Source organism: Isoptericola sp. NPDC056605, from assembly GCF_042792795.1.
Classification (GTDB): Bacteria; Actinomycetota; Actinomycetes; order Actinomycetales; family Cellulomonadaceae; genus Isoptericola.
In genome coordinates this window covers 48,736-75,720 of sequence record NZ_JBHTVT010000025.1, presented here as the reverse complement: position 1 = coordinate 75,720, position 26,985 = coordinate 48,736, and the positions used below count along the sequence as shown (strand labels likewise).

General features: G+C 75.5%; 27 protein-coding genes. 14 read left to right on the top strand and 13 right to left on the bottom strand.

The features are described 5' to 3' along the window. The first annotated feature begins 144 nt into the window (after positions 1–144). Complete coding sequence (locus tag ACFQ8Y_RS20025) at positions 145–1,206, top strand: zinc-binding dehydrogenase (RefSeq protein WP_430586534.1); 1,062 nt, start codon at positions 145–147, stop codon at positions 1,204–1,206. 19 nt (positions 1,207–1,225) lie between these two features. On the opposite strand, the gene ACFQ8Y_RS20020 is transcribed toward ACFQ8Y_RS20025, so the two are convergent. Beyond that, on the bottom strand, positions 1,226–2,860 hold the full coding sequence (locus ACFQ8Y_RS20020; protein WP_430586533.1) for a hypothetical protein: 1,635 nt from the start codon (positions 2,858–2,860) through the stop codon (positions 1,226–1,228). 119 nt (positions 2,861–2,979) lie between these two features. Continuing rightward, positions 2,980–4,395: an NlpC/P60 family protein gene (locus tag ACFQ8Y_RS20015; RefSeq protein ID WP_430586532.1), complete on the bottom strand. Its 1,416-nt coding sequence runs from the start codon at positions 4,393–4,395 to the stop codon at positions 2,980–2,982. A 323-nt stretch (positions 4,396–4,718) separates the two neighbouring features. On the opposite strand from ACFQ8Y_RS20015, the gene ACFQ8Y_RS20010 reads away from it, so the two are divergent. From ACFQ8Y_RS20010 to ACFQ8Y_RS19995, 4 genes are all read left to right on the top strand, one after another. Then, entirely contained in the window at positions 4,719–6,173 is a 1,455-nt protein-coding gene (locus ACFQ8Y_RS20010) for a bifunctional o-acetylhomoserine/o-acetylserine sulfhydrylase (protein WP_430564813.1), read from the top strand. Positions 6,174–6,274: 101 nt separating this feature from the next. Beyond that, a complete protein-coding gene (locus ACFQ8Y_RS20005) occupies positions 6,275–7,474 on the top strand; it encodes a homoserine O-acetyltransferase (protein ID WP_430586537.1) in 1,200 nt (399 codons plus the stop codon). A 33-nt stretch (positions 7,475–7,507) separates the two neighbouring features. Then, a complete protein-coding gene (locus tag ACFQ8Y_RS20000; protein WP_430586531.1) occupies positions 7,508–8,350 on the top strand; it encodes an aldo/keto reductase in 843 nt (280 codons plus the stop codon). 106 nt (positions 8,351–8,456) lie between these two features. Then, positions 8,457–8,885, top strand: a complete 429-nt coding sequence (locus tag ACFQ8Y_RS19995) for a VOC family protein (protein WP_430548576.1) — start codon at positions 8,457–8,459, stop codon at positions 8,883–8,885. A 25-nt stretch (positions 8,886–8,910) separates the two neighbouring features. Here the strand turns inward: ACFQ8Y_RS19995 and ACFQ8Y_RS19990 are convergent, their stop codons facing one another. Further along, the gene (locus ACFQ8Y_RS19990) at positions 8,911–9,864 is read right to left on the bottom strand and encodes a hypothetical protein (protein ID WP_430586530.1); all 954 of its coding nucleotides are present in this window, start codon (positions 9,862–9,864) and stop codon (positions 8,911–8,913) included. A gap of 77 nt (positions 9,865–9,941) precedes the next feature. Between ACFQ8Y_RS19990 and ACFQ8Y_RS19985 the strand changes: the two genes are divergently transcribed. Then, on the top strand, positions 9,942–10,901 hold the full coding sequence (locus ACFQ8Y_RS19985; RefSeq protein WP_430548574.1) for a zinc-binding dehydrogenase: 960 nt from the start codon (positions 9,942–9,944) through the stop codon (positions 10,899–10,901). Between the two features lie 30 nt (positions 10,902–10,931). Here the strand turns inward: ACFQ8Y_RS19985 and ACFQ8Y_RS19980 are convergent, their stop codons facing one another. Continuing rightward, a complete protein-coding gene (locus ACFQ8Y_RS19980; protein WP_430586529.1) occupies positions 10,932–12,674 on the bottom strand; it encodes a hypothetical protein in 1,743 nt (580 codons plus the stop codon). Positions 12,675–12,825: 151 nt separating this feature from the next. Continuing rightward, positions 12,826–13,143: an MTH1187 family thiamine-binding protein gene (locus ACFQ8Y_RS19975; RefSeq protein WP_430548572.1), complete on the bottom strand. Its 318-nt coding sequence runs from the start codon at positions 13,141–13,143 to the stop codon at positions 12,826–12,828. Positions 13,144–13,194: 51 nt separating this feature from the next. On the opposite strand from ACFQ8Y_RS19975, the gene cofD reads away from it, so the two are divergent. Beyond that, entirely contained in the window at positions 13,195–14,145 is a 951-nt protein-coding gene (cofD, locus tag ACFQ8Y_RS19970) for a 2-phospho-L-lactate transferase (RefSeq protein ID WP_430586528.1), read from the top strand. After that, positions 14,142–14,849, top strand: coding sequence for a 2-phospho-L-lactate guanylyltransferase (gene cofC, locus ACFQ8Y_RS19965; RefSeq protein WP_430548570.1), 708 nt, complete (start codon positions 14,142–14,144; stop codon positions 14,847–14,849). The genes cofD and cofC overlap by 4 nt, the downstream gene beginning before the upstream one ends. Positions 14,850–14,889: 40 nt before the next feature. On the opposite strand, the gene ACFQ8Y_RS19960 is transcribed toward cofC, so the two are convergent. Both ACFQ8Y_RS19960 and ACFQ8Y_RS19955 read right to left on the bottom strand, forming a co-directional pair. Further along, on the bottom strand, positions 14,890–15,219 hold the full coding sequence (locus tag ACFQ8Y_RS19960) for a MerR family transcriptional regulator (protein WP_430548569.1): 330 nt from the start codon (positions 15,217–15,219) through the stop codon (positions 14,890–14,892). Positions 15,220–15,285: 66 nt separating this feature from the next. After that, entirely contained in the window at positions 15,286–16,020 is a 735-nt protein-coding gene (locus ACFQ8Y_RS19955) for an SDR family oxidoreductase (protein WP_430586527.1), read from the bottom strand. Positions 16,021–16,212: 192 nt separating this feature from the next. Here ACFQ8Y_RS19955 and ACFQ8Y_RS19950 point away from each other — a divergent pair, with 192 nt between their 5' ends. After that, a complete protein-coding gene (locus tag ACFQ8Y_RS19950) occupies positions 16,213–16,509 on the top strand; it encodes a hypothetical protein (protein ID WP_430586526.1) in 297 nt (98 codons plus the stop codon). Between the two features lie 126 nt (positions 16,510–16,635). Here ACFQ8Y_RS19950 and ACFQ8Y_RS19945 read toward each other — a convergent pair whose 3' ends face one another. Both ACFQ8Y_RS19945 and ACFQ8Y_RS19940 read right to left on the bottom strand, forming a co-directional pair. Next, positions 16,636–17,058 (bottom strand): GntR family transcriptional regulator, encoded by a 423-nt coding sequence (locus tag ACFQ8Y_RS19945; protein ID WP_430564803.1) that lies wholly within the window; start codon positions 17,056–17,058, stop codon positions 16,636–16,638. Continuing rightward, the gene (locus tag ACFQ8Y_RS19940; protein WP_430586525.1) at positions 17,055–17,996 is read right to left on the bottom strand and encodes a hypothetical protein; all 942 of its coding nucleotides are present in this window, start codon (positions 17,994–17,996) and stop codon (positions 17,055–17,057) included. Before ACFQ8Y_RS19940 ends, ACFQ8Y_RS19945 begins: the two co-directional genes overlap by 4 nt. 162 nt (positions 17,997–18,158) lie before the next feature. Here ACFQ8Y_RS19940 and ACFQ8Y_RS19935 point away from each other — a divergent pair, with 162 nt between their 5' ends. From ACFQ8Y_RS19935 to ACFQ8Y_RS19920, 4 genes are all read left to right on the top strand, one after another. Next, on the top strand, positions 18,159–18,722 hold the full coding sequence (locus ACFQ8Y_RS19935) for an RNA polymerase sigma factor (protein ID WP_430586524.1): 564 nt from the start codon (positions 18,159–18,161) through the stop codon (positions 18,720–18,722). Positions 18,723–18,727: 5 nt separating this feature from the next. Next, complete coding sequence (locus ACFQ8Y_RS19930) at positions 18,728–19,717, top strand: CU044_5270 family protein (protein WP_430586536.1); 990 nt, start codon at positions 18,728–18,730, stop codon at positions 19,715–19,717. Positions 19,718–19,774: 57 nt separating this feature from the next. Continuing rightward, positions 19,775–20,215 carry a hypothetical protein gene (locus ACFQ8Y_RS19925; RefSeq protein WP_430586523.1) on the top strand — a complete coding sequence of 147 codons (441 nt, stop codon included), beginning with the start codon at positions 19,775–19,777 and terminating at the stop codon, positions 20,213–20,215. 83 nt (positions 20,216–20,298) lie between these two features. After that, a complete protein-coding gene (locus tag ACFQ8Y_RS19920; RefSeq protein WP_430548565.1) occupies positions 20,299–20,640 on the top strand; it encodes a cupin domain-containing protein in 342 nt (113 codons plus the stop codon). Positions 20,641–20,659: 19 nt separating this feature from the next. On the opposite strand, the gene ACFQ8Y_RS19915 is transcribed toward ACFQ8Y_RS19920, so the two are convergent. Beyond that, complete coding sequence (locus ACFQ8Y_RS19915; protein ID WP_430564807.1) at positions 20,660–21,640, bottom strand: aldo/keto reductase; 981 nt, start codon at positions 21,638–21,640, stop codon at positions 20,660–20,662. Between the two features lie 103 nt (positions 21,641–21,743). Here ACFQ8Y_RS19915 and ACFQ8Y_RS19910 point away from each other — a divergent pair, with 103 nt between their 5' ends. Further along, positions 21,744–23,189, top strand: a complete 1,446-nt coding sequence (locus ACFQ8Y_RS19910; RefSeq protein WP_430586522.1) for a PLP-dependent aminotransferase family protein — start codon at positions 21,744–21,746, stop codon at positions 23,187–23,189. A gap of 7 nt (positions 23,190–23,196) precedes the next feature. Here ACFQ8Y_RS19910 and ACFQ8Y_RS19905 read toward each other — a convergent pair whose 3' ends face one another. Genes ACFQ8Y_RS19905 through ACFQ8Y_RS19895 form a run of 3 tightly spaced genes read right to left on the bottom strand, consistent with a single transcriptional unit; the run spans position 23,197 to position 26,953 of the window. Further along, positions 23,197–23,814 carry a nitroreductase family protein gene (locus ACFQ8Y_RS19905; RefSeq protein WP_430586521.1) on the bottom strand — a complete coding sequence of 206 codons (618 nt, stop codon included), beginning with the start codon at positions 23,812–23,814 and terminating at the stop codon, positions 23,197–23,199. Between the two features lie 35 nt (positions 23,815–23,849). Then, positions 23,850–26,030, bottom strand: a complete 2,181-nt coding sequence (locus ACFQ8Y_RS19900; protein ID WP_430586520.1) for a YhgE/Pip family protein — start codon at positions 26,028–26,030, stop codon at positions 23,850–23,852. After that, positions 26,027–26,953, bottom strand: a complete 927-nt coding sequence (locus ACFQ8Y_RS19895) for a hypothetical protein (protein WP_430586519.1) — start codon at positions 26,951–26,953, stop codon at positions 26,027–26,029. Before ACFQ8Y_RS19895 ends, ACFQ8Y_RS19900 begins: the two co-directional genes overlap by 4 nt. Positions 26,954–26,985: the final 32 nt, after the last annotated feature.

The window sequence follows — 26,985 nt, the reverse complement described above, 5'->3', positions numbered from 1 at the left end:
GCCCCCGCCCCCGGCCCCAACGCACCCCGGCTACAACCACGCCAAGTCCGCCGCCCCCCCCCCCCAGCCGGCGCCGCCCCCCCCGGGGGGGGGGGCCGCCGTCGTCGTCCCCCGGACCGCGCGGGGGACGTCTACCGTGAACCCATGCGTGCAGCCGTCATCCACGGGCCCCGCGACGTCCGCGTCGAGGACCGCCCGGACCCGAAGATCCTCACCCCCGGCGACGCGGTGGTCCGCGTCGTCGCCGCCTGCGTGTGCGGCTCCGACCTGTGGCCCTACCGCGGCGTCACGACCGTGAAGAGGCCGCGACCCATCGGTCACGAGCTGGTGGGCGTGGTCGAGGAGCTGGGCTCCGACGTCACGTCGGCGCAGGTCGGCGACTTCGTGGTCCTGCCGTTCACCATGAGCTGCGGCGAGTGCCAGTCCTGCCGGGCCGGCTTCCCGGCGGCCTGCGACGTCGTCACCGGGTTCGGCTCCACCGACCGCTGGGGGAACCCGGTCGACGGCGCCCAGGGCGAGCGCGTGCGCATCCCGCTCGCGCAGCACTCCCTGTTCCCCGTGGGGTGGCCGGAGGCCGAGCTCGAGGCCGCGGGTCTCGTGCCGCACCTGCTCACCCTCGCCGACGTGATGTCGACCGGGTACCACGCGGCGTTCTCCGCGGGCGTCTCCGCGGGCGACACCGTCGTCGTGGTCGGCGACGGCGCCGTCGGGCTCTCCGGCGTGATCGGCGCCCGCCTCCTGGGGGCGGAGCGCGTGATCGCGATGAGCCGCCACGACGACCGGGCGGCCCTCGCCCGCGAGTTCGGCGCCACGGACGTCGTCGCCGAGCGCGGCGAGGAGGGCCTCGCCGCCGTGCGCGACCTGCTCGGCGGGGACCTCGCCGACGCCGCGCTCGAGTGCGTCGGCACCAAGCAGTCGATGGACACCGCGCTCGACGTCGTGCGCGGCGGCGGCCGGGTCGGCTTCGTCGGCGTCCCCAACGGCGGCCCGGAGCTGAGCGTGCGGCGCCTGTTCGACCGCAACGTCACCATCGGCGGCGGCATGGCGTCCGCGCGCCGCTACATGGAGACGCTGCTCCCCGAGGTCCTGTCCGGCGCGATCGTGCCCGGCAAGGTCTTCGACCTGGAGCTGCCGCTCGCCGACGTCGCCGAGGCGTACGCCGCGATGGACGAGCGCCGCGCCACCAAGGTGCTGGTCCGGCCGTAGCCCGCCGCGCCGTCGAGGGTCAACGCCAGACGGTCGTCACCGTCCGCGACGCCCCCGCCACGAGGTCGGGGTCGCGGGAGGTGTACGTGACCCGCACGTACATCTTTCCCCGCTCGGGGCCGTGGAACCGGACCAGCGCCGCGGAGGGCACCTTGGTCCGCTTCACGCCGTGGTGCGAGGAGCGCAGCGGCCCGCTGCCCGGGATCCAGCACTCCGACCACGGCCGTCCGGGCTGGCGGGTCTGCAGGCACAGGGCCCCGGTCTCCGCGAGGCCCGGGACGGAGACGCGAACCGTCGCGTGCACGGCCCCGCCGAGCGGCCGACCCGCGCGGAACCGCGTCCGGTCCATCGTCAGGCGGACGGTCGCGGGCGCCTTCCGGACCTGCTGGGTCCACGACCGCTTCGACGGGGCGTCGGTGGCGACGGCCGGCACGAACGTCGCGGTGAGGCTCCGACGCCCCGGCTCCACCTTCGTCGCCCCGACGGCGAGGGTGCCCCGGCCGTCGACGACGCGCGCGGACGCGACCTTGGTCCTGCCCGCCCACAGCTCGACCCGGCCGTCCGGGTCGGCGCCGGCGGCCGCGACGCGCACCGTCACCTTCCGGGACTTCGCGTAGGTCCAGGAGTCGCCCGTCGACGTGGTGACCTGTGTCGCCCGGCGGGGCAGGACGGTCACGGAGCGGGTGTGCACGGACCCGGCGAAGCTGAAGGGCGCCTGGTCGTCGCTCTGCGTGTAGCGGACGGTGAGCGTGCGCGTCCCCGTCGGGATCCTGTCCACCGCCACCTTCACCGCCGCGCGGCCGTCCGTGAGCGTCGCGCGCGCGACCTGCACGGCCGTGCCGCTCCGGGTGTACTCCACCGCCACCGTGCCCTGCGGCTTCCCTCCGTCGGGGGAGCTCACGCGGACAGGGACGGTCACCACCGCACCCTGGCGCACCGTGCCCGGCAGCGTGGCCTCGAGGGTCGTGGTCCTGGTGCGGACGTCCACCGGGAGCGCCCAGGTCGAGAGCAGCCTGCCGGTGTCGGACCGCTGATAGAGCCAGATCATCGAGCCTGGCTGCACCGCCCTCCCGCCGAGCGGGAGGTCGGCCGCCCCGTCCACGATCGGGGCGCTCTCCAGGCCGCCGAACGTCTCGATCGTCCCGGACCAGGCATCGGACGGCCCCGGCAGCGCGACGTGAAGCGTCGTGCGGTCGCCGTAGAACCACGAGGCCGGCGTCAGCATCGTGCCGGGGTCGAGCACCTCGATCTCGACCGAGGCGGACGAGAAGCAGCTGCAGGAACCTGGCTCCCCGTAGTCGGGGGCGTCGTAGTCCATGTGCCGCACCTCGACGACGTGGCGCCCCGGCGGCACGAGGCCCGACACGAAGTAGAGCGTCCCCGTGCCTGTCGGCGGCCGGACGGTGGGGGCCTGGAACCGCCCGTCGACGAACACCGCCAGCGGAGCGTTCTCCAGGGGGACGCCGTCGTGGGTCACCGTCGCCTCGAGCGGCACCCGTTGGCCCTGCCACCACTGCGCGCTCGCGACGGTGACCGTCGTCTCGCTGCCCCCGGGGTCGGCGGTCGCGGGCGGCACAAGACCCCCTGCGACCAGGCCGAACGCCGCCAGCACCGTCATGAGGACCGACCCGGCCCGGCCGCGCTTCCCGCTCACGCACGCTCCCGCTCTCGAGGACTGGCTGGACGATAGCGGCGGTCGTCCTGGGGGGAAACGGGTGACAGCGGGTGAAATCTGCGGAGCGACGGTCACGCCGGAACGCCGTGACCGCGGTGCTACGGGCGGCCGGCGTACGGCATGACCTCGTCCCAGCGGACGGGGGTCTCGCGGACGTCGATGCCGGGGCGCGGGGCCTCGACCATCATCCCGCCGCCGGCGTAGATCGCCACGTGCCGGATCGTCGACGGGTCGGACGTGTCGTTGGCGTAGAAGATGAGGTCGCCCGGGCGCATGCGGTCGTAGGAGACCTTGCCGACGGTGAGGTACTGCGACCGCGACGTGCGCGTGATCCACACGCCCGCGGCGTTCCACGCCCCCGAGGTCAGCCCCGAGCAGTCGTAGCCCGGGTCGCCGTCGCCGCCCCACTGGTACGGCGTCCCGATCTTCGAGCGTGCCCACGCGAGCGCCTCGCGGCCCTGCGCGGCGCTGCCCTGGCCGACGCCGCTGACCGGCGGCGGGTCGGGCTTCGGGTCGGGCCGCGGCGCCGGGTCCGGGGCGGGCTCGCGGGTGCGCGTCGGCTGCGGGGCGGGCTCGGCCTGCCGCTCGTCGTCGGCCCGCGCACCGTCGTCCGTGCCGCCCGACCGCGGTCGCTCGGGCTCCGGGTCGGCCTGCGCGTCGGGGGCGTCCACCCGGTCCGCGGTCGTCTCGGACGTGCCCGACGAACCGCCCGAGGACGCGGCGTCCTCGGCCCGTTCCCGCGCGGCGGCCTCGCTCGCGGCGGCGGCCCGCTCCTGCCGGTCGGCCTCGCGCTGCCGCTCGAGCTCGACGCTGGTGCTGCGCAGGTCGGCGAGGCGCGCGAACAGGCGCTCGCGCTCGTCCTCGGCGGCGGCGGTGCGGGCGGTGAGGTCGGCGGCCGTGCGCCGCGCAGTGGCGAAGGCCGCCTCGGCCGCGGCGCTCGCGTCCTGCTGCGCGGCGCGGGCGGCCTGCCAGCGGGCGTCCGCGTTGCGCGCGGCGGACCGCACGTCCGCCTGCAGAGCCAGCACGCCCGCGACCTTCCGGTCCACCGCGCGCTGCGCGGCCTCGCCCGACACCACGTCGCCGACGTCGCGCGCCCCGGCGACGACGTCGAGCGGGCCCAGGCCGTTCTCGTTCGCGCGCGCCGTGGTGCGGTACGCCTCGGCGAGCGTGCCCCGGGTGGCGTCCTCGGCCCGCTGGGCGCGGTCGGCCCGCTCGCGCGCCTGGGCGGTCTCACGCTTCGCGTCGGCGAGCGCCTCGCGGGCCTCCGCGTAGTCCTCGGCGGCGGTCTGGACGGCGGCCTCGGCACGCCCGAGCTCGGCCCGGATCGCGTCCAGCCGCGACTGCGCCCCGGCGACGTCGAGCGCGGCGGCGTCCGCCGCGGCGTGCGCGGCCGCGACGTCGTCGTCGGACGGTGGCTCCGCCCACGCGACGCCCCCGGTGACGACGGGCGCTCCGCCGAGGAGCGCGACGGCGACCCACGAGGTGACCCTGGCGGCACGACGGGTGCGCGGCATGTCCTGCTCCTCCCTCGGGACGCGCTGACCGGCAGATGTTCTCCGGGCAACCTCGCCCAGACTCGCCCCGGGCGACGGGGACCGCCACCCGAGGGGACGGTCGGGACGCGCCTGGCAAGCCGACACGCCGTCCATATTCTGGTCCCGAATAGCGAGACACGGGTGTCGCGCGCTACGCCGCCGGGCTACGGTCGTCCGCATGACCCGCCGAATGTGCCGCTGACCACCGCGCACGTTCGCCTGCCTGCGGCCGCTCGTCGACCCAGCCATCCGCTCCGCGTGCGCAGCCGACCGCCGCGGCCCGCCCCAGACGCGCAGGCCTCCTGGTTCCCGCCGCGGCCCGATCACCGCCGACCGAGCCCGAACAGCGCCCGACCCGAGCCACCCAGGAGCACGTCATGACCTCCAGCTGGACCTTCGAGACCCGCCAGATCCACGCCGGCCAGACCCCCGACCCCGTCACCGGGGCCCGCGCGCTGCCGATCTACCAGACCACGTCGTTCGAGTTCCCCAGCGCCGACGTCGCCGCCGATCGCTTCGCGCTCGCCGACCTCGGCCCCATCTACACCCGCATCGGCAACCCCACGCAGGAGGCCGTCGAGGCGCGCGTCGCCGACCTCGAGGGCGGCGTCGGCGCGCTGCTCGTCGCGTCCGGGCAGGCCGCCGAGACGCTCGCGATCCTCAACGTCGCGCAGGCCGGCGACCACCTCGTCGCCAGCCCGAGCCTGTACGGCGGCACCTACAACCTGCTGCGCCACACGCTGCCGAAGCTGGGCATCGAGACCACGTTCGTCGACGACCCGCACGACCCCGAGTCGTGGCGCGCGGCGGCCCGGCCGACCACCAAGGCGTTCTTCGCCGAGACGATCCCCAACCCCCGGGCGGACGTGCTGGACATCGCCGCCGTCTCGACCGTCGCCCACGAGGTGGGCGTGCCGCTCATCGTGGACAACACGATCGCCACCCCGTACCTGGTGCGCCCGATCGAGCACGGCGCCGACGTCGTCGTGCACTCGGCCACGAAGTACCTCGGCGGCCACGGCGCGGCCATCGGCGGCGTCATCGTCGACGGCGGCACCTTCGACTACGCCGCGCAGCCCGAGCGCTTCCCCGGCTTCAACCAGCCCGACGAGAGCTACCACGGCCTCGTCTACGCCCGCGACCTCGGCGTGGGATCCGCGCTCGGCGCCAACCTCGCCTTCGTGCTCAAGGCGCGCGTCCAGCTGCTGCGCGACCTCGGCCCCGCCGTGGCCCCGTTCAACGCCTTCCTGCTCGCCCAGGGCCTCGAGACCCTGTCGCTGCGGGTGGAGCGGCACGTGTCCAACGCGCAGCACGTGGCCGAGTGGCTCGAGGAGCGCGCCGACGTGCGCCTCGTGCACTACGCCGGGCTGCCGTCGTCGCCGTGGCACGACAACGCGCGGCGGTACGCCCCGAAGGGCGCCGGCGCGGTCGTGGCGTTCGAGCTCGACGTCGCCGACCCGGAGCTGGCCAACGCCGCCGGCCGCGCCTTCGTCTCGGCGCTGCAGCTGCACTCGCACGTGGCGAACATCGGCGACGTGCGCTCGCTGGTCATCCACCCCGCGTCGACCACCCACTCGCAGCTCACCCCGGAGGCGCAGGCGCAGTCCGGCGTGACGCCGGCCCTGGTGCGGCTCGCCGTCGGCCTCGAGGGGGTCCAGGACATCCTCGCCGACCTCGAGCTCGGCTTCGCCGCGGCGGCGGACGTCGTCGCGGGCGCGACCGACGGCGCGACGTCCGACGACGAGGCCGCCGCGTGACGGCGGTGCCCGGCCCGTCGGCGCGGTGCGGCGGCGGCGTCGCCGCCACCGTGCCGTCGGTGGGCGGGCGCCGCTCCGGCACCGCTCCGACCGTCCGCCCGATGACGTCCCGCCCGGCGACCGACTCGCGGGCGCAGGTCAAGCCGCCGGTGCCCGCCACCGGCGCGTGGCGCGAGGGCGACCCGGTGGCGGGGAGGAAGTTCGCCGACGTCGGAGCGGTCGAGCTCGAGGCGGGCGGCGTGCTGCCCGACGTGCGGGTGGCGTACGAGACGTGGGGCGAGCTGGACGCCGACGGCTCCAACGCCGTCCTCGTGCTGCACGCGCTCACCGGCGACGCGCACGTCACCGGCGACGCCGGACCCGGCCAGCCCACCGCGGGCTGGTGGGCCGACATGATCGGCCCCGGTGCGCCCATCGACACCGACCGCTGGTTCGTCGTCGCGCCCAACGTGCTGGGCGGCTGCCAGGGCACCACCGGCCCGGCGTCCGCGGCCCCTGACGGCCGGCCGTGGGGCGGGCGCTTCCCCCGCATCACGACGCGCGACCAGGTCGCCGCGGAGATCGAGCTGGCCCGGCAGCTCGGCGTCGAGCGCTGGTCGCTGGTCGTCGGGGCGTCGATGGGCGGGCTGCGGGTGCTGGAGTGGGCGCTGCTCGGCCCCGAGGCCGGGATCGCGGTGGAGGGCGTCGCCGCCATCGCGACGACGGCGCAGACGTCGGGCGACCAGATCGCGTGGGCGCACCCGCAGCTCGGCGCGATCCGGGCCGACCCCCGCTGGCGGGGCGGCGACTACTACGACGCCGCCGACGGGGACGGGCCGGACACCGGCCTCGCCATCGCCCGGCAGATCGCGCACACCACCTACCGCACGGCGGCCGAGCTCGACGTGCGGTTCGGGCGGCTGCCGCAGGGCGGAGAGGACCCGCTCGAGGACGGGCGCTACGCCGTGCAGTCGTACCTCGACCACCACGGCGACAAGCTCGCGCGCCGGTTCGACGCCAACTCCTACCTGGTGCTCACCGAGTCGATGCTGAGCCACGACCTGGGGCGCGACCGCGGCGGCGTCGAGTCGGCGCTGTCGCAGATCACGTCGCGAGCGCTGGTCGTGGCGGTGGACTCGGACCGCCTGTTCCCGCCGGAGCAGGCGAGCCGCATCGCGGCGTGGCTGCCCGGGGCGGAGCCGCTGCGGATCGTCACGTCCGACTTCGGGCACGACGGCTTCCTCATCGAGTTCGACCAGCTCGGGCCCATCGTCGCCGACTTCCTGGCCGGCGCGAACATCGACGAGAGCGAGGCCGGCTGACCGGCGGCGCCCGGGGCGCGGCATGATCGAGGCATGAGCGACACCGTCACCCTGCCCGACGGGCGCACCGTGCCGGCGCTGGGCCAGGGCACCTGGTACCTCGGCGAGACGCCGTCCCGCCGTGCCGACGAGCTGGCCGCGCTGCGCACCGGCCTCGACCTGGGGCTCACCCTGATCGACACCGCCGAGATGTACGGCGAGGGGGCGGCCGAGGAGCTGGTGGGCGAGGCCGTCGCCGGGCGTCGCGACGACGTCGTGCTGGTCAGCAAGGTCTATCCGTGGAACGCGGACGCGCGCGGCACCGTGGAGGCGTGCCGGGCCAGCCTGCGGCGGCTCGGCACCGACCGGCTCGACCTCTACCTGCTGCACTGGCGCGGCGGGGTACCCCTGGCCGAGACGGCGGCCGCGCTCGACGCGCTGGTCCGGGCGGGCGACGTGCTCGGCTGGGGCGTCAGCAACCTCGACGTCGACGACCTGCGCGAGCTCGACGGCGTCGCCGGCGGGCTGAGCAGCGCGTGCCAGACCGACCAGGTGCTCTACAACCTCTCCCGTCGCGCGCCGGAGCACGACCTGCTCCCGTTCCTCCGGGAGCGCGGCGTGGTGACCATGGCCTACTCGCCGGTGGAGCAGGGGCGCATCCTCGGGAACCCCGCGCTGCGGAAGGTCGCCCGGCGGCACGGCGCCACCCCGGCGCAGGTCGCGCTCGCGTGGGTGCTGGCGGGCGAGGGCGTCGTCGCGATCCCGCGGTCCGGGTCCGCCGCGCACGTGCGCGAGAACGCCGCGGCGCGCGACCTGCGCCTGGGCGCCGAGGACCTCGCCGAGCTCGACGCCGCCTTCCCGCCCCCGGACGGGCCCGTGCCGTTGGACATGCTCTGAGGGACCGGACGCCGGTGGCCGCGCGTGCGTCGGCGGCCGCGCCTAGCGTGGACGTGGCCGCCGACCCGCGCGGCCAGCCACACCGCAGCGCTGCTGGAGGCGCCCCATGGTCCGGCTCAACCCGTATCTCAGCTTCAGGAACCAGGCCGCCGAGGCCTTGGAGTTCTACCGGTCCGTGCTCGGCGGCGAGCTCGACGTCAGCCGGTTCGGCGACATGCCCGCGGACTCCGGCATGCCGATCGAGGACGCCGACAAGGACCTCGTGATGCACGGTCAGCTCGAGACGCCTTCCGGCCTCACCCTCATGGCCGCCGACACCGGCTCGATGATGCCGTACGTGGCGCCCACCAGCGGCGTCACGGTCGCGCTGACCGGCGGGCCGGAGGACTACGACTACGTCGCGAGCGCGTACGCGAAGCTGGCCGAGGGCGGCACCGACGCGATGCCGTTCGACAAGGCGCCGTGGGGCGACTTCTACGGCCAGGTGACCGACCGGTACGGCATCACCTGGATGTTCGACGTCGGCGCCCCCTGACGACGCGGCCCGGCGGCCTCTCCGATCACCCGACGAGCAGGCTCTCCCGCCGGGCGGCGAGCGCCGCGAGCTCGGCGTCGGCGGCGGCGCCCCGCTCGGCGAGACGCTGCCGCACCCCGTGGACGGCGCGGCCCGCGCCCGCGACCCGGTCGCGGGCCTCGGCGATCCGGTTCCGCACCGACCAGTCGGTGAAGATGTTGTCGAACCAGACGTCGAGCGTGCGGGTGAGGCCGTCGACGCCGACCCCGCCGACGCCCTGCTCGCCGAGGTTGCCCAGCTCGACGGTGAGGTGGCGCAGCGCCGCGTCCGCCTCGCGCAGCAGGCCCGCGGCGCGGTCCATCTTGTCGTGCTTGACCATGCTCGCGAGCATGCCGCCGTCGAAGAACGTGTCGTAGGTGGACCAGCCGTCGGCGTCGCGCAGCTCGTCCGCCGCCGCGGCCAGCGCCCGCGCGGCCCGATCGGTGGCCACCTGGGCCTGACCGATCTCGACCTGCTGGGCGCGCCATCCGCCCACCTGCTCGGCCACCGCTGCCAGCTCGGCCGCTCCCGGGCCGCCGGCACCGCGCACCCACGCCTCCTTCGCCGCGAGCGCGGCGTGCCACCGGGCCTGCACGTCGCCGAGGGCGGCCAGACCGGCGTCGACGACGCGCACCTCGCGCTCCGCGGCGGCCCGCCGTGCCTGCGCCGTCGCGGCGACGTACTCGGCCGCCTGCTGCTCGGCACGCTCGGCGTCGAGCCGTTGCGCGCGGTCGCCACGCAGCGCCGCCCACACGCGCACGAGGCTCAGGGACTCCAGCCGCGCGACGTCGGCTGTCTCGTCGGCGAGCGAGGCCCGCGCCTCCGCCAGGGCCTCCTCCGACGCGGCGAGCTCCCGGCCCGCGACCTGGCGACGCGCCGACTGCTGCGCGTGCTCGACGACGGAGGCGCGCGCCGCGGCCAGCTCGTCCTCGACCCCACCGGTGGGCCCATCGATCGGCATGGCGGACAACCTAGGCCATCGCCCGGTCCGGCCTCCAGGTCCGCCCAGCACCGGCGACCACCAGTAGGTTGGTGCGTATGCTCGCCGCCACCGTCGCCCGGTTCTCGCCCGACTCCCCCCTCGACGGCCTGGAGGTGGGCGAGCGGCCCGAACCCGAGCCGCGGGAGAACTGGACCACGGTGCGTGTGCGTGCCGCCACGCTCAACCACCACGACCTGTGGTCCCTGCGCGGGGTCGGCCTGCGGGCCGAGCAGCTCCCGATGATCCTCGGCACCGACGCCGCGGGCACCGCCGCGGACGGCTCGCCGGTGCTCCTGCACGGCGTGATCGGCGCCGACGGGCACGGCGTCGGGCCGACCGAGCGCCGCACGCTGCTGTCGGAGCACTACCCCGGCACGCTGGCGGAGTACGTCGCGGTGCCGATCCACAACCTGGTGCCCCTCCCCGACGACCTGTCGTTCGAGGACGCCGCGTGCCTCCCCACGGCCTGGCTCACCGCCTACCGGATGCTGTTCGGCGCGGCCGGCCTCGCCCCCGGCGACCGGGTGCTGGTGCAGGGCGCGGGCGGTGGCGTCGCCTCCGCGGCGATCGTGCTCGGCGCCGCGGCCGGCCTGGAGGTGACGGTGACCTCGCGCTCCGCGGAGCGCCGGGAGCGCGCCCTGGAGCTGGGCGCCGCGCACGCCGTCGAGTCGGGCGCCCGCGTGCCGGCCCGCGTGGACGCGGTGATCGAGTCCGTCGGTCAGGCCACCTGGGCGCACTCCGTGCGCTCGGTGCGGCCGGGCGGCACGATCGTCGTCTGCGGCGCGACGTCCGGCGACGCCCCGCCCGCCGAGCTCACCCGCGTCTTCTTCAACGAGATCCGCGTGCAGGGCGTGACGATGGGCTCCCGGGACGACCTGGCCGCCCTCGTGCGGTTCGTCGCCCGCACCGGCGTGCGGCCCGTCATCGACTCCGTCGTGCCGCTCGCGCGCGTCGGCGAGGGCCTGGCCCGCCTCGCGGCCGGCGAGCAGACGGGCAAGATCGTCGTCCTGCCCTGACCCCCGCGGTGCGGTGAGCCGCCTCCGGGCTCAGGCGAAACGGTGCCGGAAGGCGTCCAGGAGCGTCGGGCCCTCGGCGCCGAGGCGCCACACGCTCCACCCGTCGGCGGTGGGCGAGCCCGAGGCTGCGGACGCCGCGTGGTCCGGGTGCCAGTAGCGGGAACCGTCGGCGAGCTGGATGGCGCCGTCCCGGTGCAGCACGGCCTCGAAGTACTGCCGGCGGCGCGGACGCGACCACACGATCGTCGTCGGGTGCACCAGCGTGCCGGCCAGCGCGACGAGGTCGTGGTCCACCTCGTCGTCGCCCGCGGCGGGCGGCGGCGCCCACGGCCCGGGCGCCGCGAGCGGCTCCGGCGGGGGCGGGACGGGCGACGTCAGCGGGTCGTAGCCGTGGTCGTGCGGCGCGGGCGTCCAGCCCGGCTCCAACGGGTCGGACGGCGGCGTGCGCAGGCGCGGCGGCTCGAGCGGCGGCACCTGCAGGCGGGGGAGGTCGTCCTCGACGCCGGACCAGCGCGGCTCCGGCACCGGCAGGTCGAACGCGGGTGCCGCCACCTCCGCGAACGCCTGACCGAAGTCCCGGCGCCCGAGGTCCTCACGACCGAAGTCCTGACGGCCGAAGTCCTGACCGCCGAAGTCCTCACGACCGAGGCCCTGACCGCCGAGGTCCTGACCGCCGAAGTCCTGGCGCCCGTAGTCCGACACCGACCCGTCGAGCTCCGGTCGCGACGTGAAGCGGTCCGAGCGCGAGCGGCGACGCGGGGCGCCGCCGGGGAGCGGCGGCCGCTCGCGGGTGATGTCGAGGTCGTCGTCGAGGCCGGGTCCGCGGCCCGGCGCAGGCACCGGGCCCGGCGGCGGGGGGACGGGGGCGTGCGGGGCCGGCGCGGGGGCCGCCGGCACGGGCAGCGGGCCTCGCGGGAGGGCTGCCTCGGACGGGCCCTCCTCGGCCGACCGCGGGCGCGCGGCCCGGCGGCGGGTCCGCGACGGCGGGGCCGACTCCACCTTGTCCCGGGGTGCCTGGACCGTGGCGGGCATCTTCCCGCCCAGCGCGAGCCCGACGGCCACCCCCTCGGCGAAGGTCTCGGGGTCGACGCGGGCGGACGCCTCGTCCGTCCGCGCGGAGGCGTCGTCGTCGGGCGTGGCGACGGTGTCCCTCGACGCCGCCGGGGCGGCGGGCGCGGACAGGCTCGGGGCCGTCGGCGCGGACGCGGGGTGGATCACCAGCGGCGACACGTCCACGAAGCGACGCCCGTCCGCGCTGTGCACCACGCCCATCTTCAGCACCTCGACGGGCATCGTGGGCTGGCGCAGGAAGTCGACGGCGTTGAGGATCTCCTCGCTCGCCTCCTGGCAGATGACGATGAGCCGGGCGCTGCTGCGCCCCGGCTGCGAGCGGGTGATGGGCACGCTGTCGTAGAACGCCGCCACGTCCCGGTGGAACGCCGCCGGCCCGCCGTGGTACCGCTCGGCCAGGGCGCCGCGCGTCAGCCGGCCGGCGGCTCCGGCGTGGTCGAGCGCGCGGGTGAGGGCGGTGCGGTCGAGGTCGGCGACGAGCTCGACGACGACGGGCGAGCCGGTCGCGTCGAGGGCGAGCAGGTGCGGCTCGTCCGGGCCCACGCCCGGGCTCACCGGGAAGATCTGCTCGCCGAGCAGACCGTCGATGTGACTGTCCACCACCCGGTGGGCGGTGGTCCCGACGCCCTGGGAGCTTGCCGCGGGCGACCGGTCGGACTGGACGAGGAGGGGCCTCTGGGCATCGACCTCGAACAGGGGCATTGCACACCACTCCTGGATCGGAACCGACCCCGGCGGCCGGATCCCGGGGCAAGCCTAAGGCCCCCGCGACGTGGCGTGTACCACAGCGGGCTCTCAGGCGCGCGTCGGCGCGCCAGGTCGCCCGCGGCGAGGCCGGTCGGCGGTCGGCGGGCTAGGCGTGACCTGCGCCGCCGTCGTCGGCGAGCCGCTCCTCGACCCGGGCGACCTTCGCGTCCAGCTGCCCGGTGTACCCGGGCCGGATGTCCGCCTTGAGCACCAGCGACACCCGGTGCCCGCCCGCCCCGACGGCCTCCGTGGCGCGCTGGATCACCGGCATCACCTCGTCCCAGTCCCCCTCGATCTCGGTGAACATCGCGGTCGTCCGGGTGGGGAGCCCGGACTCACGGACGATGCGGACGGCGGCGGCGACGGCGTCCGCCACGGACTCGCCCGCGCCGAGCGGGGCGACGGAGAAAGCGAAGACGGCCATGCCCCCATCCTGCACGTCCACGACCGTCGGCGAGGACCGTAGGCTCGTCGGGTGAGCACACGCGTCACCCTTCTCGCCGGCGGGGTCGGCGGCGCCCGCCTGGCGCACGGCCTCGCCCTGGCCCTGCCCGACGACGGCGCCCCGACGCCGGACGGCGGCCTGACCGTCGTCGTGAACGTCGGCGACGACACCGAGCGGCACGGGCTGCTCGTCTCCCCCGACCTCGACACGGTCATGTACACGCTCGCCGGCCTGAACGACGAGACCCGCGGCTGGGGGCTGACCGACGAGACGTACACGACGCTCGACCAGCTCGCCCGGCTCGGCGAGGACACGTGGTTCACGCTGGGTGACCGTGACCTCGCGACGCACGTCGTGCGCACGGCCGCGCTGCGCGAGGGGCGGCCGCTGCACGCGGTGACGGCGCGGCTCGCTGCGGCGCTGGGCGTGCGGGCGCGGCTGCTGCCGGTGACCGACGACCGGCTGCGCACCCTCGTCGACACGCCGTCCGGGCGGGTCGCGTTCCAGGAGTACTTCGTGCGCCGGCAGCACGCCGACGCGGTGCTGGGGATCGAGCTCGACGGCGTCGCCGCCGCGCGGCCCGCGCCCGGCGTGCTCGACGCGGTCGCGGGTGCGGACCTGCTCGTCGTCGCGCCGTCCAACCCGTTCCTGTCGGTGGAGCCGGTGCTGGCCGTGCCCGGGGTGCGCGACGCCGTCCTGGCCTCGCCCGCGCGCCGCGTGGCCGTGAGCCCGATCGTCGGCGGGCAGGCGATCAAGGGCCCCGCCGCGCAGATCCTGGAGACGCTGGGGCACGAGGTGTCCGCGCTGGGCGTGGCCCGGCTGTACGCCGACCTGGTGGACGTCATGGTCGTGGACGACGCCGACGCCGACCTCGCCGGCCCGATCCGCGAGCTGGGGGTCGAGGTGCTCGTCACCGACACGATCATGGGCGGCGCCGCCGGCCGCGAGCGCCTCGCCCGCGACCTGCTCGCCCTCGGATGAGCGCACCGGACGGCGCCGGCCCCGTCCGCACGATCGCGCTGGTGCCGCTGCGCGACGGCGTCTCGGGCAAGTCACGGCTGGCGTCCTCGCTCGACCCGGCCGCGCGACGCCGGCTCGTCGCGGCGCTGGCCCGGCACGTCGTCGCCGTCCTGCTGGCGGCGGACGGCGTCGACGGCGTGCTCGTCGTCACCGCCGACGTGCCGTTCGTCGTCGAGACCCTGGACCGGCTCCTCCACGGCGGCGGCCCGGCCGTCGAGGTGGTCCCGCAGCCGCCGGACCGGCCGGGCCTGAACGCGGCTCTCGACGTCGGGCGGGAGGCGGCGCTCGAGCGCCGCGCGGACCGGCTGCTCGTCGCGCACGCCGATCTGCCGCTGCTCACGACCGACGACGTCGCGGCCCTGCTCGCCGCGGGCGCGCCGGCTCCCGACGACGCACGGCGTGGTGACGCCGCCGTCGTCGCCACCGACCGGCACCTGGCGGGGACCAACCTGCTGGTGCTGCCCGCGGCAGCACCGTTCCGGTTCCGGTTCGGCGAGGCGTCGCGGGCGGCGCACGTCGCCGAGGCGGGGCGCGCGGGGCTGCGGCCGGTCGTCGTGCGCCGCCCGGGCACCGCCGTCGACCTCGACACGATCGACGACTGGGGCGAGCTGCCCCGCGCCGTCCGCGACCGGCTGCGGCGCGGGCTCGACCTGCCCCTCCCCTGACGCCCTCCGTGGCGTCCTCCCTGGCGTCCTCCCGGATGGCTCAGGGGTGCGTGTCGGTCGCGGCGATCACGGTGTCGAGGCGGGCGATCGCCGCGGTCAGGTCGTCCAGCCGCTCCCGGAGGCGCTCGCGCTGCTCCCGCAGCATCGCGCGCTGCTCGTGGTCGGTGTGCCCCGAGTCGACGCACGGCAGCAGCTGGGCGATGTTGCCGCTGGTCAGGCCCGCGGCGTAGAGCTGCTGGAAGAACCGGACCCGGTCGACGGCCGTCTCGTCGAAGAGCCGGTGCCCCGCGGAGGTCCGCACGGTCGCCAGCAGCCCCTGCTCCTCGTAGTAGCGCAGGGCGCGCACGCTCACGCCGGCACGTTCCGCCACCTCACCGATTCTCAGCACACCGGCGCCAACGACGTGACCCGTGCGCGGATTCCGGCCGACCGCCGATCAGCGGGGGCCTGCCGGCGCCGTGGCCGCCTGCGGGTACAGCGCCTCGGCCGGCTCCCCGAGCCGGGACCTCCACTCGCGGGTCATCTCGTCACCGAGCACCTCGAAGGCACCCGCCTCGAAGCCGTCGAGCGCCTGGCGCACGATGTCGCGCGGCTCGGCGAGCGCCCAGTCGTCCTGCTCCCTGGCCCAGTCCGACATGTCCGTGTCCACGAGGGCCATGGCCAGCCCGGTGACCTGCGTGCCCTGGCCGGCGAGCTCGAGCCGCACACCGTTGGTCAGCTGCCACGCGGCGGCCTTCGCCGCCCCGTAGGTGTCGGCGAACCCGAACGCCCGGAACGAGCTCTGGGACAGCACGTCGAGGATCCCGCCGCCACCGTTCCTGCCGAGGATCGGCGCGAACGCGCGCACCATCCGCAGCGTGCCCCAGTAGTTGACCTCCATCTCCTGGCGGGCGCCCGACAGGTCCCCGCCGACGAACGGGGCCAGCGCCGCCACGCCCGCGTTGTTGACGAGGACCGTGACGTCCTGCGCCAGGGCGGCGGCCGCGGCCACCGAGTCGTCGTCCGTCACGTCCAGTCGGAGCGGCGTCGCGCCCGGGACATCGACGGACGCAGGATTCCTGGCCGCGGCGTAGACCTTCGCCGCTCCGCGCCGCAGCAGCTCTGTCACGAAGTGCCGGCCGATCCCCCGGTTGGCCCCGGTGACCAGGGCGGTCTGATTCTTGATCTCCATGCGCCGGACGCTAGGACCTGACGTCAGTGTCAGGGTCAAGGGGCGTCGACCGCACCGTGCGCGTGCTCGGTCGTGTGGCGGGCGCCGACGGTCAGTCCGAGGCCGGCGGGGGTTGTGCCGGTTCGGTGTGCGACGCGAGTTTCACCCTTCGGCATCGGGTGCACCGGCGGTGCCGGGAGCCATGATCTGCGCATGAGGCTCCAGGGAGACGTCGTCCGCGACACCGGCCTTGAGCGCGAGGAGGCCACCCTCGTCGTCATGGCGGCTCTGGGGGTCATGACCGCGTCGGTGAGCGTGGCGATCCTCGGCCCCTGGGCACCGATCGTGGGCGCGGTCGTGCTCGCGCTCGCACGCCTCGGAGTCGGGCGTCCAGCCGCCACGGAGCGATCGAGGATGGTGCGAGCCGCTCTCACCGGAGCGCTCGTCGGATGGGCAGCGATGGCTGCTCTCATGGGTGCTGCGCTGATGGTCCCGACAGACGTCGACTGAAGCCACCGCACGCCGGCGGACCTCGATACCGGGCTGTCGGGGGGTGGCCGTCGGTGGGGTTGTCGACCCCGCTCCGGAGTTCAGGCCCTCCGGGATTCCGCGTGACAGCATCGTCGCTCGCCCGCGTCATCCCTTGTGCTCCACGTCGGCTCGACGTACGTCCTGGGTCGTGGTGGCCGTTGCCGTCTTGAGAAGGGTGGCAGCGATCAGGTCGCGGATCTCGCCATCGGTCAGGGCATGGTCGCGAGCGACCCGCACGAACCGGTACGCGGCTTGGGCGACGGCGGCCCTGTCGAGGGTGGCTGCGGGCGCGGTGACGAGCGTGCCGACGCGTCGCTTGCTGGTCACCATGCCGGCAGCCTCGAGGTCGCGGTAGGTGCGGGCGACGGTGCCCGGTGCGATGCCGAGGTCGTTGGCGAGAGCGCGCACGGTGGGAAGACGTTGGCCGTCGGCGAGGTCGCCGGCAGTCACGAGGGCGGCGATCTGCGCCCGGAGCTGTTCGTAGTGAGGAACGGTGGAGGCGATGTCGATCCGGACGGCGAGGCTCATGCCTGCGCCTCCGCCGGTTCGTCGTCGGCCATCGCCGCGGGGGCTACGTCACGGGCCGGCCAGACGGCCACGACCAGCGCGACGAGCGCGACAGCGATGGCGGCAAGGAGCAGCATGTTGCCGGCGACGAGGTGCGCCGAGCTCGGAGGAGCGCCCGCGGCGGTACCGCTGCCGTACCCGAGGCCGAGGCGGCGAAGCGACAGGCCGCCCACGGCGATCAGGCCGGCCAGGGTCCATCCGAGGACGAGCTGCACGGAGCGCAGGATGCGGCGTGCTACGCGCCGACGCAGCCACATGTCCCACTCCTCGTCGACGTCGTCGATCGCCGGACGCGAGGCGACGAGGCGGAGCACCAGCTCGGTGAGCACCACGGCTGCCGTCGAGGCGGCGAGTATCGACACGGTCCACAGCCAGCCGGGGAACGGGTCCACGGTGAAGGCTTGGTCGAGGCCGACGACGCGGGAGACCGATCGTGGGCCCGATGCCATCAGGCCGAAGCCGACCGCGACGACGACGGCTCCCGCCAGCCACGTCAGCGGCGCCCGCCGCAGTCGGCCAGGTGCGACGTCATGCACGGTCCGTGCGACGAGGCGAGCCTGTCGTTGCGTGCCCCGCGGCCTCGGCCAGGTCATCTCGCCGACGGCGTGAACGGCGAGGAGACCGAGCAGCGACACGACGGGAAGCACCGCCGCGCGGTGTCCCACCAGTGCCAGGTAGCCCCCGAAGTAGTACGTCGGGACCACGAGGATGCCGAAGATCAGCGGCACGGTCGCAACACCGGCTGTGAGTGCGGCATGGCGTGCCGCGCGTCGAGCCGCCGCCGACGGCGCGACCGCTCGCTGTCCGTCCCACCACAACGCGGCGGCGGCGAGGAGCGACGCCCCGGCGAGGACGACGCCCACGGCGGCGGGGAACTGCAGGCCGAGCAACGAGTCCATGACCACATCCCTAGTCTATTGATCATGAACTATGAACTATCGAGAAGGGCGGGTCAAGGCGGGATCGATCCCCGGAGCCCGACCCGGTGAGAATCGACGGAGGCCGGTGTTGCACTCGGGCGCCTCGGAACGATGTAGGGGTGTGAGACAGAGGATGAGTCCGTGACGGCGCCGGCGGACAGGGTGTTCAGCGAGGTCTTCCGGGCGCTGTACCCGGAGGTGCTGAGGTTCGTGCAGCGCCGCGCCGATCCGGACGTCGCCGAGGACCTGACCGCGGAGGTCTTCGCCATCGCGTGGAACCGGTGGGCGGACGTGCCACGCGAGGTGCGCCCGTGGTTGTTCGGCGTCGCGCGCAACGTGCTGGCCGAGGACCGTCGCGCCCACGGCCGGCGGCATCGCCTCGCGCTACGTATCGGTGCCGAGCGTGAGCTGCCGCAGGACACGATCGACCTCGCGACGACGACCGTGGATCTCCAGGTCGCCTGGGCCCGCCTGAGCGACGCCGACCGGGAAGCGCTGGCCCTCGTGGCGTGGGACGGGCTCACCGGCCGTGAGGCCGCCCAGGTCCTGGGCTGCACGCGCGCCGCGTTCTCGGTGCGCCTGACCCGGGCGCGCCGCCGACTCAAGCATCTGCTCGCAGACATCGAACCCGGACCTGACCCCGAGCCCGCACCGTGGCCTGCCCGGCGAGCGGGTGCCCGAGTCGTGGAAGGAACGCAGCCGTGAACCTGATGACCGAGGACCCGACGCTGCGCCGCGTCGCCGACGCCAACCCCGTGCCAGGCGTGGCGCTCAGCACGGCCGAGGAGGCACGAGCCGACGCGATCCTGGAACGCATCACCACCGCACCGTCGGTGGTGCGCCCGTCCAGGCCACGACGGCGTTGGTGGGCACGCGCCGCCGCCGGCGGCACGGCCCTCGCGGCCGTCGTCGCCGCCGGTGTCCTCGGTACCGCCCCTGCGTCGGCGGAGCTCGTGCTGCTCGAGGCCGCGGACGGCGCCGCCACCCAGCCCGTCGGGGACGGCGAGTACTGGTACGTGCACGAGCGGGTGACCGAGTCGGGGATGGGTGCCGACGACCTGGGCCCGTACGACCGCGAGGTCTGGCACTCTCGGGACACCTTCCTCATGAAGGACGAGACCTCCGCGGCCCTTGCCGCCGCCGAGCACGGAGAGTCGACAATGGACCCCTCGCTCGTGCGCGTGCTCGACCTCACCGACACGGTCGAAGGTGGCGGCCCGCCGGTGTTCGGCGGGAACCCGCAGTTCACCTGGGACGAGCTCGACGAGCTGCCGACCGATCCCGCGGCCCTGACCGAGCAACTGACGGCCGGGATGCCGGCGAGCGATCACGGCTACGAATGGGACCTGTGGAGCCAGGCCGTGAGCCTGCTGCAGGGCAGCCCCGCGAGTTCCGAGCTGCGCCGCGCACTGTGGCAGGTCCTCGCCGGGATCCCCGGCGTCGAGCTGGTGGGCTACACCTCCGACAGCGCGGGACGTGACGCCACGGCGGTCCGTGCCGACTTCTCCGACAAGAATCTCGGCATCGAAGAACTCCTGCTCAACCCGGTCAGCGGTGCGGTGCTGGAGACTCGGCTCATGGACGACGACGGCACCGTCCTTCTCGAAACCACCGTGCTCGAGCAGGGCCCCCGCGACGGCGCACCGGCACCCGAGCCGCCGCTGTGCGGCCCGGGATCCGTACCCGAGAAGTCGTGCTGAGCGTGAGCGTGCGCGGCCTCCGGTCCGCGGGCTCTGCCGGTGGCAGGATGACCGCGTATGAGGCGCTGGAGCTCACTGGCCACGGTCACGATCGGTGCAGTCGTCCTGGCCGCGACGGCCGGTTGCGCGGGTGCCGATCCCGCGGCGTCGGCCTCCTGCGCTCCACCCGAGCTGTCGTGGTCCCAGCAGGCGGCCGCTCCGGGCGAGGTGGTGACGCTCCAGGGCACAGCCATGGTGGTGGGCTGCGACGACACCGACTCCGGGGAGCCGATGCAGCCGATGCGCATCACGGCGGCACAGGTGTTCGTCGACGGCGAGGCACTCCCTGCGCCGGAGGTTGCCGACGAGGTGGTCGCCACGGACTCCGGCGACCTCCAGATGCAGGTCGCGGTGCCCGACGACGTCCCTGACGGCGCCGTGGTGACCGTCGAGATCACCGGGAGCGAAGGCGCTGTCGTCCGCTCCGACGAGCTCGCCGTCGCCAGCGACGACGCGTAGGCGCGCCACCGGCCCATGGGAAGACCTGACCGCGGGGTGGTGGGACCCCGCTCAGTTCCGCGCCCGGGCGCGGTCCATCCGGCATGAGCACCGAGTCGAGCATCGAGCTGATCGAGCAGTCCACGCTGCCGGGCACCGACTTCGAGGGTTACCTGCACGGGTCCACCGTGTCGGTGATGTTCGAGCGGTTCGACCGCGACGGCGTCGGCCCGCGCCTGCACCGCCACCCGTACACGGAGACGTTCATCCTGCGCTCCGGGCGGGCGCTGTTCCGGGTGGGGGACGACGAGGTGGTCGCCGTGGGCGGCCAGATCCTCGTCGCCCCCGCCGGGACGCCGCACAAGTTCACGGTGATCGGCCCCGAGGTGTACGAGGCCCTGCACGTGCACGCCAACGACCGGTTCGTCACCGAGTGGCTGGAGTGACCGGGCAGGGCCACGCCGGTCACACCGCGTCGAGACGGGCGCGCACGTCGTCGTCGAGGTCGAGCTCGGCCGCGCCGAGCAGCTCGTCGAGCTGCGCGACGCTGCTCGCGCCGACGACCGGCACGACGGGCACGTCCCCGCCCAGGAGCCAGGCGAGCACCACCTGGTTCGGGGTGGCGCCGATCTCGTCCGCGACCTCGCGCAGCACCCGCAGCCGCTCGTGCGTGGTCGGGTGGTCGAAGCCGTCCCACAGGGGCTTGTCGTCGCGCACCAGCGCGCCCTGCATCAGCGGCGAGTACGCGACGACCGCCAGCGGGTGCTCGGTCGCCGACGCCGCGCCCGCGTAGTCCAGCAGCTCGTACGACGCCCAGTTGTGCCGGCCGACGTCGGGCCGCGGGTACGGGTAGGTGAGCTGCTGCTGCACCAGGCCGTAGGGCGCGACGCCCTGGCGGCCGGCCTCCTCGCGCGCCTCGACGACACGGTGCAGCGCGACGTTGGAGATGCCGGCGATCCCGACGAGCCCCTCCGCCTGGAGCTTGCCGAACGCGCCCACCGTCTCCGCGAGCGGGGTGTCGTAGTCGTCGACATGCCCGTAGTACGCGTCGATGTGGTCGACGCCGAGGTGCCGCAGGCTCTCGCGGGCCTCCCAGGCGATCGTCTCGGCGCCCAGCCCCTGGAAGTTGGTCGGCGGGACGTTCTGCAGCGGCAGGTTCGGGTCCTTCTTCGCGGCGCCGACCTTGGTGGCGATCCGCAGCTCGCCGCGGTTCCCCCGGGCGGCGAGCCAGCGGCCGAGGACGTCCTCGCTGTCGCGGCCGTGCCCTCCGCCCCAGCCGTTGTAGTTGTTGGCGGTGTCGAGGAAGGTGCCGCCGGCCTCCACATAGCGGTCGAGGATCGCGAAGGACGTCTCCTCGTCCGTCCGGGTGCCGAACCACATGGTGCCGAGGCACAGCGTGCTGACCTCGAAGGACGTGGTGCCGTCGCCGATCGTGCGGTAGCGCATGGGTGCTCCTGTCAGGGTGTGGGTCGTGGGGGCCGGCGGACCGTCCGCCGGCCGACACCCACGACGCTACGAACGAATCGGCACGGGTGTACCGTCCAATTCCATGGCAATGGCCCAGACCAATCCTGTGCTCGCGTGGGACACCGTGCTCGACCTCGGGGACGACGACGCCCCGCTGGTCGCGCGCCTCGAGCGCGCCGTGCGGGACGCCGTGCACGCGGGCCGGGTCCCGGGAGGGGCGGCGCTGCCGCCGTCGCGCGCCCTCGCGGAGACCCTGGGCGTGTCGCGGTGGGTCGTGACGGAGGTGTACGGCCAGCTCGTCGCGGAGGGGTTCTGCGAGGCCCGCGTCGGGTCGGCCACGCGGATCGCGGCCGGGGCGGCCGCGCACGCCACGCCGAAGCACGCGACGGCGCACCCGACGTCGACCGACGCCGCCCCCGTGCGCCGTGCCCGCCTGGACCTCGCGCCCGGCGTCCCGGACCTGCGGCACGTGCCCCGGGCGGCCTGGCTGCGGGCGCTGCGCGACGCCCTGGCCGACACCCCCGACGCCGACCTCGGCGCCCCGCACCCCGCCGGCCACCCGGCCACCCGTGGCGCCGTCGTCGAGTACCTGGCGCGTGCCCGCTCCACCTGCGCCGGACCCGACGACGTCCTGGTGACGCACGGCGCCACCGACGGCATGACCCGCCTCGCCCGCGCGCTGCGCGCCGCCGGGCACCGCGCCGTCCTGGTCGAGGACCCGAGCTGGGGCCGGCTGCGCGACGTCGCGCGCGGCGCCGGCCTGGTCCCCGTGCCGGTGCCCGTCGACGACCGCGGGGTGGACGTCGACGCGCTCGCCGTGGCCGCCGCGCGGACCGGCGCCCGCGCCGCGCTGGTCGCGCCGGCGCACCAGTTCCCCACCGGCGTCGCCCTCGCGCCGGAGCGGCGCGACGCGCTCGTGTCGTGGGCGCGCGCCGTCGACGGCCTGGTGGTCGAGGACGACTACGACGCCGAGTTCCGCTACGACCGCCGGCCCGTCGCCGCGCTGCAGGGCCACGACCCGGGGCGCGTCGCACTGCTCGGGTCGCTCAGCAAGACGGTCTCCCCGGCGTTCGGGCTGGGCTGGCTGGTGCTGCCGCCGCGCTGGCGGGAGCGGCTGGGCGGCGACGCGGGCGGCCCCGCACCGTCGACCCTCGACCAGCTCGCGCTCGCCCGGTTCCTCACGGACGGCGGCTACGAGCGGCACCTGCGGGCCGCGCGCGGCCGGTTCCGTCGCCGCCGGGCGGCCCTGCTCGCCGCGCTCGACGCCGCGCTGCCCGGCCTGCCCGTGAGCGGCCTCGCGGCGGGCCTGCACGTCGTGGTCGGGCTGCCCGACGGCGTCCCCGCCGCCGCGGTCGTCCGCGCCGCCGCCGCGCGCGACGTCGGCGTCACCGACCTGCGCCGCTACCGCGTCTCGGCCGCGGACCCCGGCGCCGAGGCGCTCGTCGTCGGGTACGGCAACCTCGCCGACGCGCGGGTCGGCGAGGCGGTGGCCGGCCTCGCGGCGGCGATCCGCTCCACGGCGGGCTGACGGGCCGTCACCACCGCCCGCGGTGCACGACGTCCTCCAGCGGCTTGCGGCGCCGGCGCGTCGGGGAGCCCTTGGCGGTCGCGCCCGCACCCGGGTCGGCCGGGTGGCCCACCGCGACGACGCCGGTCTGGACCCACGCGTCGGGGATGCCGAACGCCTCGCGGAACGCCGGCATCTCGCCCGCGCCGACGCCGAAGAAGCAGGCCCCGAGGCCCTCGTCGACCGCCGTCTGGAGCATGAGCAGCGACGCCATGCCCGCGTCGACGTGCCAGTACGGCACCGGCCAGCGCGCGTCGTCGCGGTCGGTCCAGCCCTTGTCCGCCTCGGCGTACCGGCCGAGGTACGCGTCCTTCGAGCACAGCGCGACGACGAGCACCGGGGCGGTGCGCATGCCCGCGAGCCAGGTGGACATGTCGCGCTCGGAGTCCGCCGGGGTGGCCGCCGTCCAGAACCGCTCGCGGTCCTCCGGCTCCGTCAGGACGAGGAACGACCAGCCCTGCGAGAACCCCGCGCTGGGGGCGCGCACGGCGTTGCGCACCAGCCGGTCCACCGTCTCGGGCGGCACGGGCTCGTCCGTGAACCGCCGCACCATCCGCCGTCTGCGCACCACGTCCTGGAACTCCACGGGCCCATCCTGCCCCTTGCCGAACAGGCGGGAGGTCAGAGGACGAGCTCGGGCTGCAGCTTGGTCACGGTCCACACGCGCTGCCTGCGGGCGGCGAGGGTCGTGAGGGCCAGCGCGACGACGAGCACGCCGAGGAGCACCATGACGTCGCGCGTGACGGTGGCGAGGTTGCCGCCGTAGAGCAGCTGGCGCAGGCCCTCGACGGCGTAGGTCATCGGCATGAACTGGTGCATCGCCTTGAGCGGTTGCGGGATGGTCTGCCAGGGGAACGTGCCGCCCGCGGTGACGAGCTGCACCAGCATCAGCACCAGCCCCAGGAACTGGCCCGCCGCGCCCAGCCAGACGTTCAGCGCCTGGAGGATCGCGACGAACGTGCCCGACACCAGCACGAGGAACAGCGCCGTGAACAGCCCGTAGGAGGGTTGGATGTCCAGCGCGAACTTCGTCACCGCGAACATCGCCGCCACCTGCACGACGCCGATCGCGGCGGGCGTCGCCCAGCCGCCCAGCGCCGTCGCGAGCCCCGACCTGCCCGCGGCGAGCGCCCGCGTGGACAGCGGCCGCACCAGCAGGAACAGCACGTACGCGCCGATCCACGTGGCCAGCGACAGGAAGAACGGTGCGAGCCCGGCGCCGTAGGTGCCCGCCGACGACAGGGCGTCGTTGCGCACCTCCAGGGGGTTGCCGATGGTCGACGCCGTGTCGTCGCGCGTCTGGTCGTCCAGGTCGGGGATCTGGCCGAGGCCCTCGGCGAGCCCGTCGCGCAGCTCGGCGATGCCGCTCTTCAGCTCCCCGGAGCCGTCCGCGAGCTTTGTGGTGCCGGAGGCGAGCTCGGCGGCACCGTCGGAGACCTGGCCCGTGCCGTCCGCGAGCCGGTGCACGCCGTCGACGAGCGCGGGCGTGGCGGCGGCGAGCTGCCCGGTGCCGTCGGCGAGCCGGTCCGCGCCGTCCGCCGCCGACGCGATGCCGGCGGTGAGCTGCGGCGTCGCGCCCGCGAGCGTGGCGGCCCCGTCGGCCACCTGCCGGGAGCCGTCGGCGAGCTGGTCGAGCTTCTCCGACGCGCCCTCGACCGTCGTCACCGCCGACCGGACGTCCTTGCGCTGGGCGTCGAGGGCGCCGTCGACGTCGGAGCGCGTGGCGTCGAGGCGGTCGAGCGCCTGGGTGCGCAGGTCGTCGCACTGCGCCGCGAGATCGCCGGCGTCGGCCGGCACCTGGGCGCAGAGGTCGGAGAGCTGCTGGTCCAGGTCCGCCCGGCCCTGGTCGAGGGCGTCCGCCGCGTCGGAGCGCGCGCTGTCGAGGGTCGGCAGCACCTGCCCAGCCGCGTCGGCGGCCTCCTGCCCGTACTGCGCCACCTGCGCGTTGCCGTCGGCGACCTGCGCCGCGCCGTCGGCGAGCTTCTTCGTCTGGGCGGGCAGGTCCGCCGTCTTGTCCTGCAGCGTCCCGAGGCCGGACGCGAGCTGCCCCGCGCCGTCGTCGAGCCGGCCCACCGCCGACGCCAGGGTGCCGACCTTGCCGTCCAGGGTGGCGGCACCGTCGGCCGCCTGCGCCGCGCCGTCGGCGAGGGTGTGCGCGCCGTCGTCCGCGTCCGCGAGCCCGTCGTCCAGCGTCGTCGCACCGGTGAGCAGCTTCTTCGCGCCGTCCACCGCGTCGGCGAGGTTCGTGTGGATCGACGCGAACCCGCGTAGGAACGTGTCCGCGGCCTCCGTGCCGACCTCCTCCGCGATGGAGTCGCGCACCTTGCCCACGATCGTGTCCGAGATGGTGCCCGCGAGGTAGTTGTTCGCGTCGTTCGTGATGAGCGTGAGGCTCGCCTGCTGCGGCTCGAACTCCCCCGCCGACGCCAGGTCCGCGGAGAACGTCGGGCCGATGATCAGCGCGGCGTCGTAGCGGCCGGAGCGCACGCCCGCCTCGGCGTCCGCCTGGGACGTCTCGACCCAGCCGAACCCGCCGTCCTCCAGCAGCTGGTCCGCCACGTCGCGGCCGAAGTCGCGCTCGGTCGTCTCGCCCGTCTCCGCGTCGGTCGTCGTGGTGCCCTCGTCCTGCACGACGACGGCGGCCGGCACGTTGTCGAGCTGCCCGTACGGGTCGTGGTTGGCGAACAGGTACAGGCCCGCGTACAGCGTGGGGATCAGCGCCATCGCGAGGATGGCGAGCTTCGGCAGGCGCCCGGCGGCGAGCCGCCGGAGCTCTGAGAGAGCGAGCCGGACCGCGGTCATCGGGCCTCCTCCTGCGCGTCGTCGGCCGGTGTCGCGGCCAGGGTGTCGTGGATCGGGGTGTCCCCGGGGGGCGCACCGTCGAGCGGGTCGTCGAGCTCCTCCTCGGCGCGGGCGTCGGGATCGGGGGACGGCTCCAGCTCGTCCTCGACCTCGGCCTCGGCGGCGGGCTCGGGCTCCGTGGCGGGCTCAGGCTCGACGGCGGGCTCGGCGTCCGGTCCGGCCACCGGGAGGACGGCGGTCGCGGCGGGCTCCTCGACGGGTGCGCCCGGCACCTCGCGCAGCACGACCCGCGGCGGCTCGTGCAGCGTGGCGCCGCGCGCGGGCGGCAGGTCGACGCCCAGGTCGCGGGCGGACGACCGCGTGCACTGCACGAGCACGCCGAGCCCGGACGCGGCGAGCGTGCGCGCCGTCTCCCACCAGCCGGCCGGCTCGCCGCCGTGCCGGTCGGGCAGCGTCAGCACGACGAACCTGACGTCGGGGTTCTCGGTGGCGAGCGCCGCGAGCACGGCGGTGCGCACGACGCCGGGCAGCTGGTCCACCCGGCGCCCGCGGTCCTCCGTGAGGGCGCGCTCCTCGAGCCACCGCGACACGTCCCGCGGCAGCGACCGGCGACCGGCGAGGGCCAGGCCCTCGGCCACGACGTCGGCGAGGGACAGCGCGTCGTCGGGCTCGCTGATGCCGGGCACGTCGACGACGGCGGTGCGGGCACGCAGCGCGGACGGCGGCACGGCGGCGCCGTCGAGGCGCACGGTGCCGGACGACGGCACGAACCTCCCGGTCGCGACGAGCGCGAGGGCGGTGTGCCCGTGGCCGGGCTCGCCCGCGACGAGCAGGCACTCCCCCGTCGACCAGGCGAGGTCCATGGCCTCCAGCATCGGGTCCCGACGCCCCTCGACCCGTACCCCGCTCAGCGTGATCTGCACCCTGCTCCCCGTCCCCCGACACACTGTTGACT

What these genes read in the sequence shown, in the direction of transcription:
- ACFQ8Y_RS20025 (WP_430586534.1), top strand. Translation starts at nt 145, where the DNA reads ATGCGTGCAGCCGTCATCCACGGGCCCCGCGACGTCCGCGTCGAGGAC.
- ACFQ8Y_RS20015 (WP_430586532.1), bottom strand. Translation starts at nt 4,395, where the DNA reads ATGCCGCGCACCCGTCGTGCCGCCAGGGTCACCTCGTGGGTCGCCGTC.
- ACFQ8Y_RS20005 (WP_430586537.1), top strand. Translation starts at nt 6,275, where the DNA reads ATGACGTCCCGCCCGGCGACCGACTCGCGGGCGCAGGTCAAGCCGCCG.
- ACFQ8Y_RS20000 (WP_430586531.1), top strand. Translation starts at nt 7,508, where the DNA reads ATGAGCGACACCGTCACCCTGCCCGACGGGCGCACCGTGCCGGCGCTG.
- ACFQ8Y_RS19995 (WP_430548576.1), top strand. Translation starts at nt 8,457, where the DNA reads ATGGTCCGGCTCAACCCGTATCTCAGCTTCAGGAACCAGGCCGCCGAG.
- ACFQ8Y_RS19990 (WP_430586530.1), bottom strand. Translation starts at nt 9,864, where the DNA reads ATGCCGATCGATGGGCCCACCGGTGGGGTCGAGGACGAGCTGGCCGCG.
- ACFQ8Y_RS19985 (WP_430548574.1), top strand. Translation starts at nt 9,942, where the DNA reads ATGCTCGCCGCCACCGTCGCCCGGTTCTCGCCCGACTCCCCCCTCGAC.
- ACFQ8Y_RS19980 (WP_430586529.1), bottom strand. Translation starts at nt 12,674, where the DNA reads ATGCCCCTGTTCGAGGTCGATGCCCAGAGGCCCCTCCTCGTCCAGTCC.
- ACFQ8Y_RS19975 (WP_430548572.1), bottom strand. Translation starts at nt 13,143, where the DNA reads ATGGCCGTCTTCGCTTTCTCCGTCGCCCCGCTCGGCGCGGGCGAGTCC.
- cofC (WP_430548570.1), top strand. Translation starts at nt 14,142, where the DNA reads ATGAGCGCACCGGACGGCGCCGGCCCCGTCCGCACGATCGCGCTGGTG.
- ACFQ8Y_RS19955 (WP_430586527.1), bottom strand. Translation starts at nt 16,020, where the DNA reads ATGGAGATCAAGAATCAGACCGCCCTGGTCACCGGGGCCAACCGGGGG.
- ACFQ8Y_RS19950 (WP_430586526.1), top strand. Translation starts at nt 16,213, where the DNA reads ATGAGGCTCCAGGGAGACGTCGTCCGCGACACCGGCCTTGAGCGCGAG.
- ACFQ8Y_RS19945 (WP_430564803.1), bottom strand. Translation starts at nt 17,058, where the DNA reads ATGAGCCTCGCCGTCCGGATCGACATCGCCTCCACCGTTCCTCACTAC.
- ACFQ8Y_RS19940 (WP_430586525.1), bottom strand. Translation starts at nt 17,996, where the DNA reads ATGGACTCGTTGCTCGGCCTGCAGTTCCCCGCCGCCGTGGGCGTCGTC.
- ACFQ8Y_RS19930 (WP_430586536.1), top strand. Translation starts at nt 18,728, where the DNA reads ATGACCGAGGACCCGACGCTGCGCCGCGTCGCCGACGCCAACCCCGTG.
- ACFQ8Y_RS19925 (WP_430586523.1), top strand. Translation starts at nt 19,775, where the DNA reads ATGAGGCGCTGGAGCTCACTGGCCACGGTCACGATCGGTGCAGTCGTC.
- ACFQ8Y_RS19920 (WP_430548565.1), top strand. Translation starts at nt 20,299, where the DNA reads ATGAGCACCGAGTCGAGCATCGAGCTGATCGAGCAGTCCACGCTGCCG.
- ACFQ8Y_RS19915 (WP_430564807.1), bottom strand. Translation starts at nt 21,640, where the DNA reads ATGCGCTACCGCACGATCGGCGACGGCACCACGTCCTTCGAGGTCAGC.
- ACFQ8Y_RS19910 (WP_430586522.1), top strand. Translation starts at nt 21,744, where the DNA reads ATGGCAATGGCCCAGACCAATCCTGTGCTCGCGTGGGACACCGTGCTC.
- ACFQ8Y_RS19900 (WP_430586520.1), bottom strand. Translation starts at nt 26,030, where the DNA reads ATGACCGCGGTCCGGCTCGCTCTCTCAGAGCTCCGGCGGCTCGCCGCC.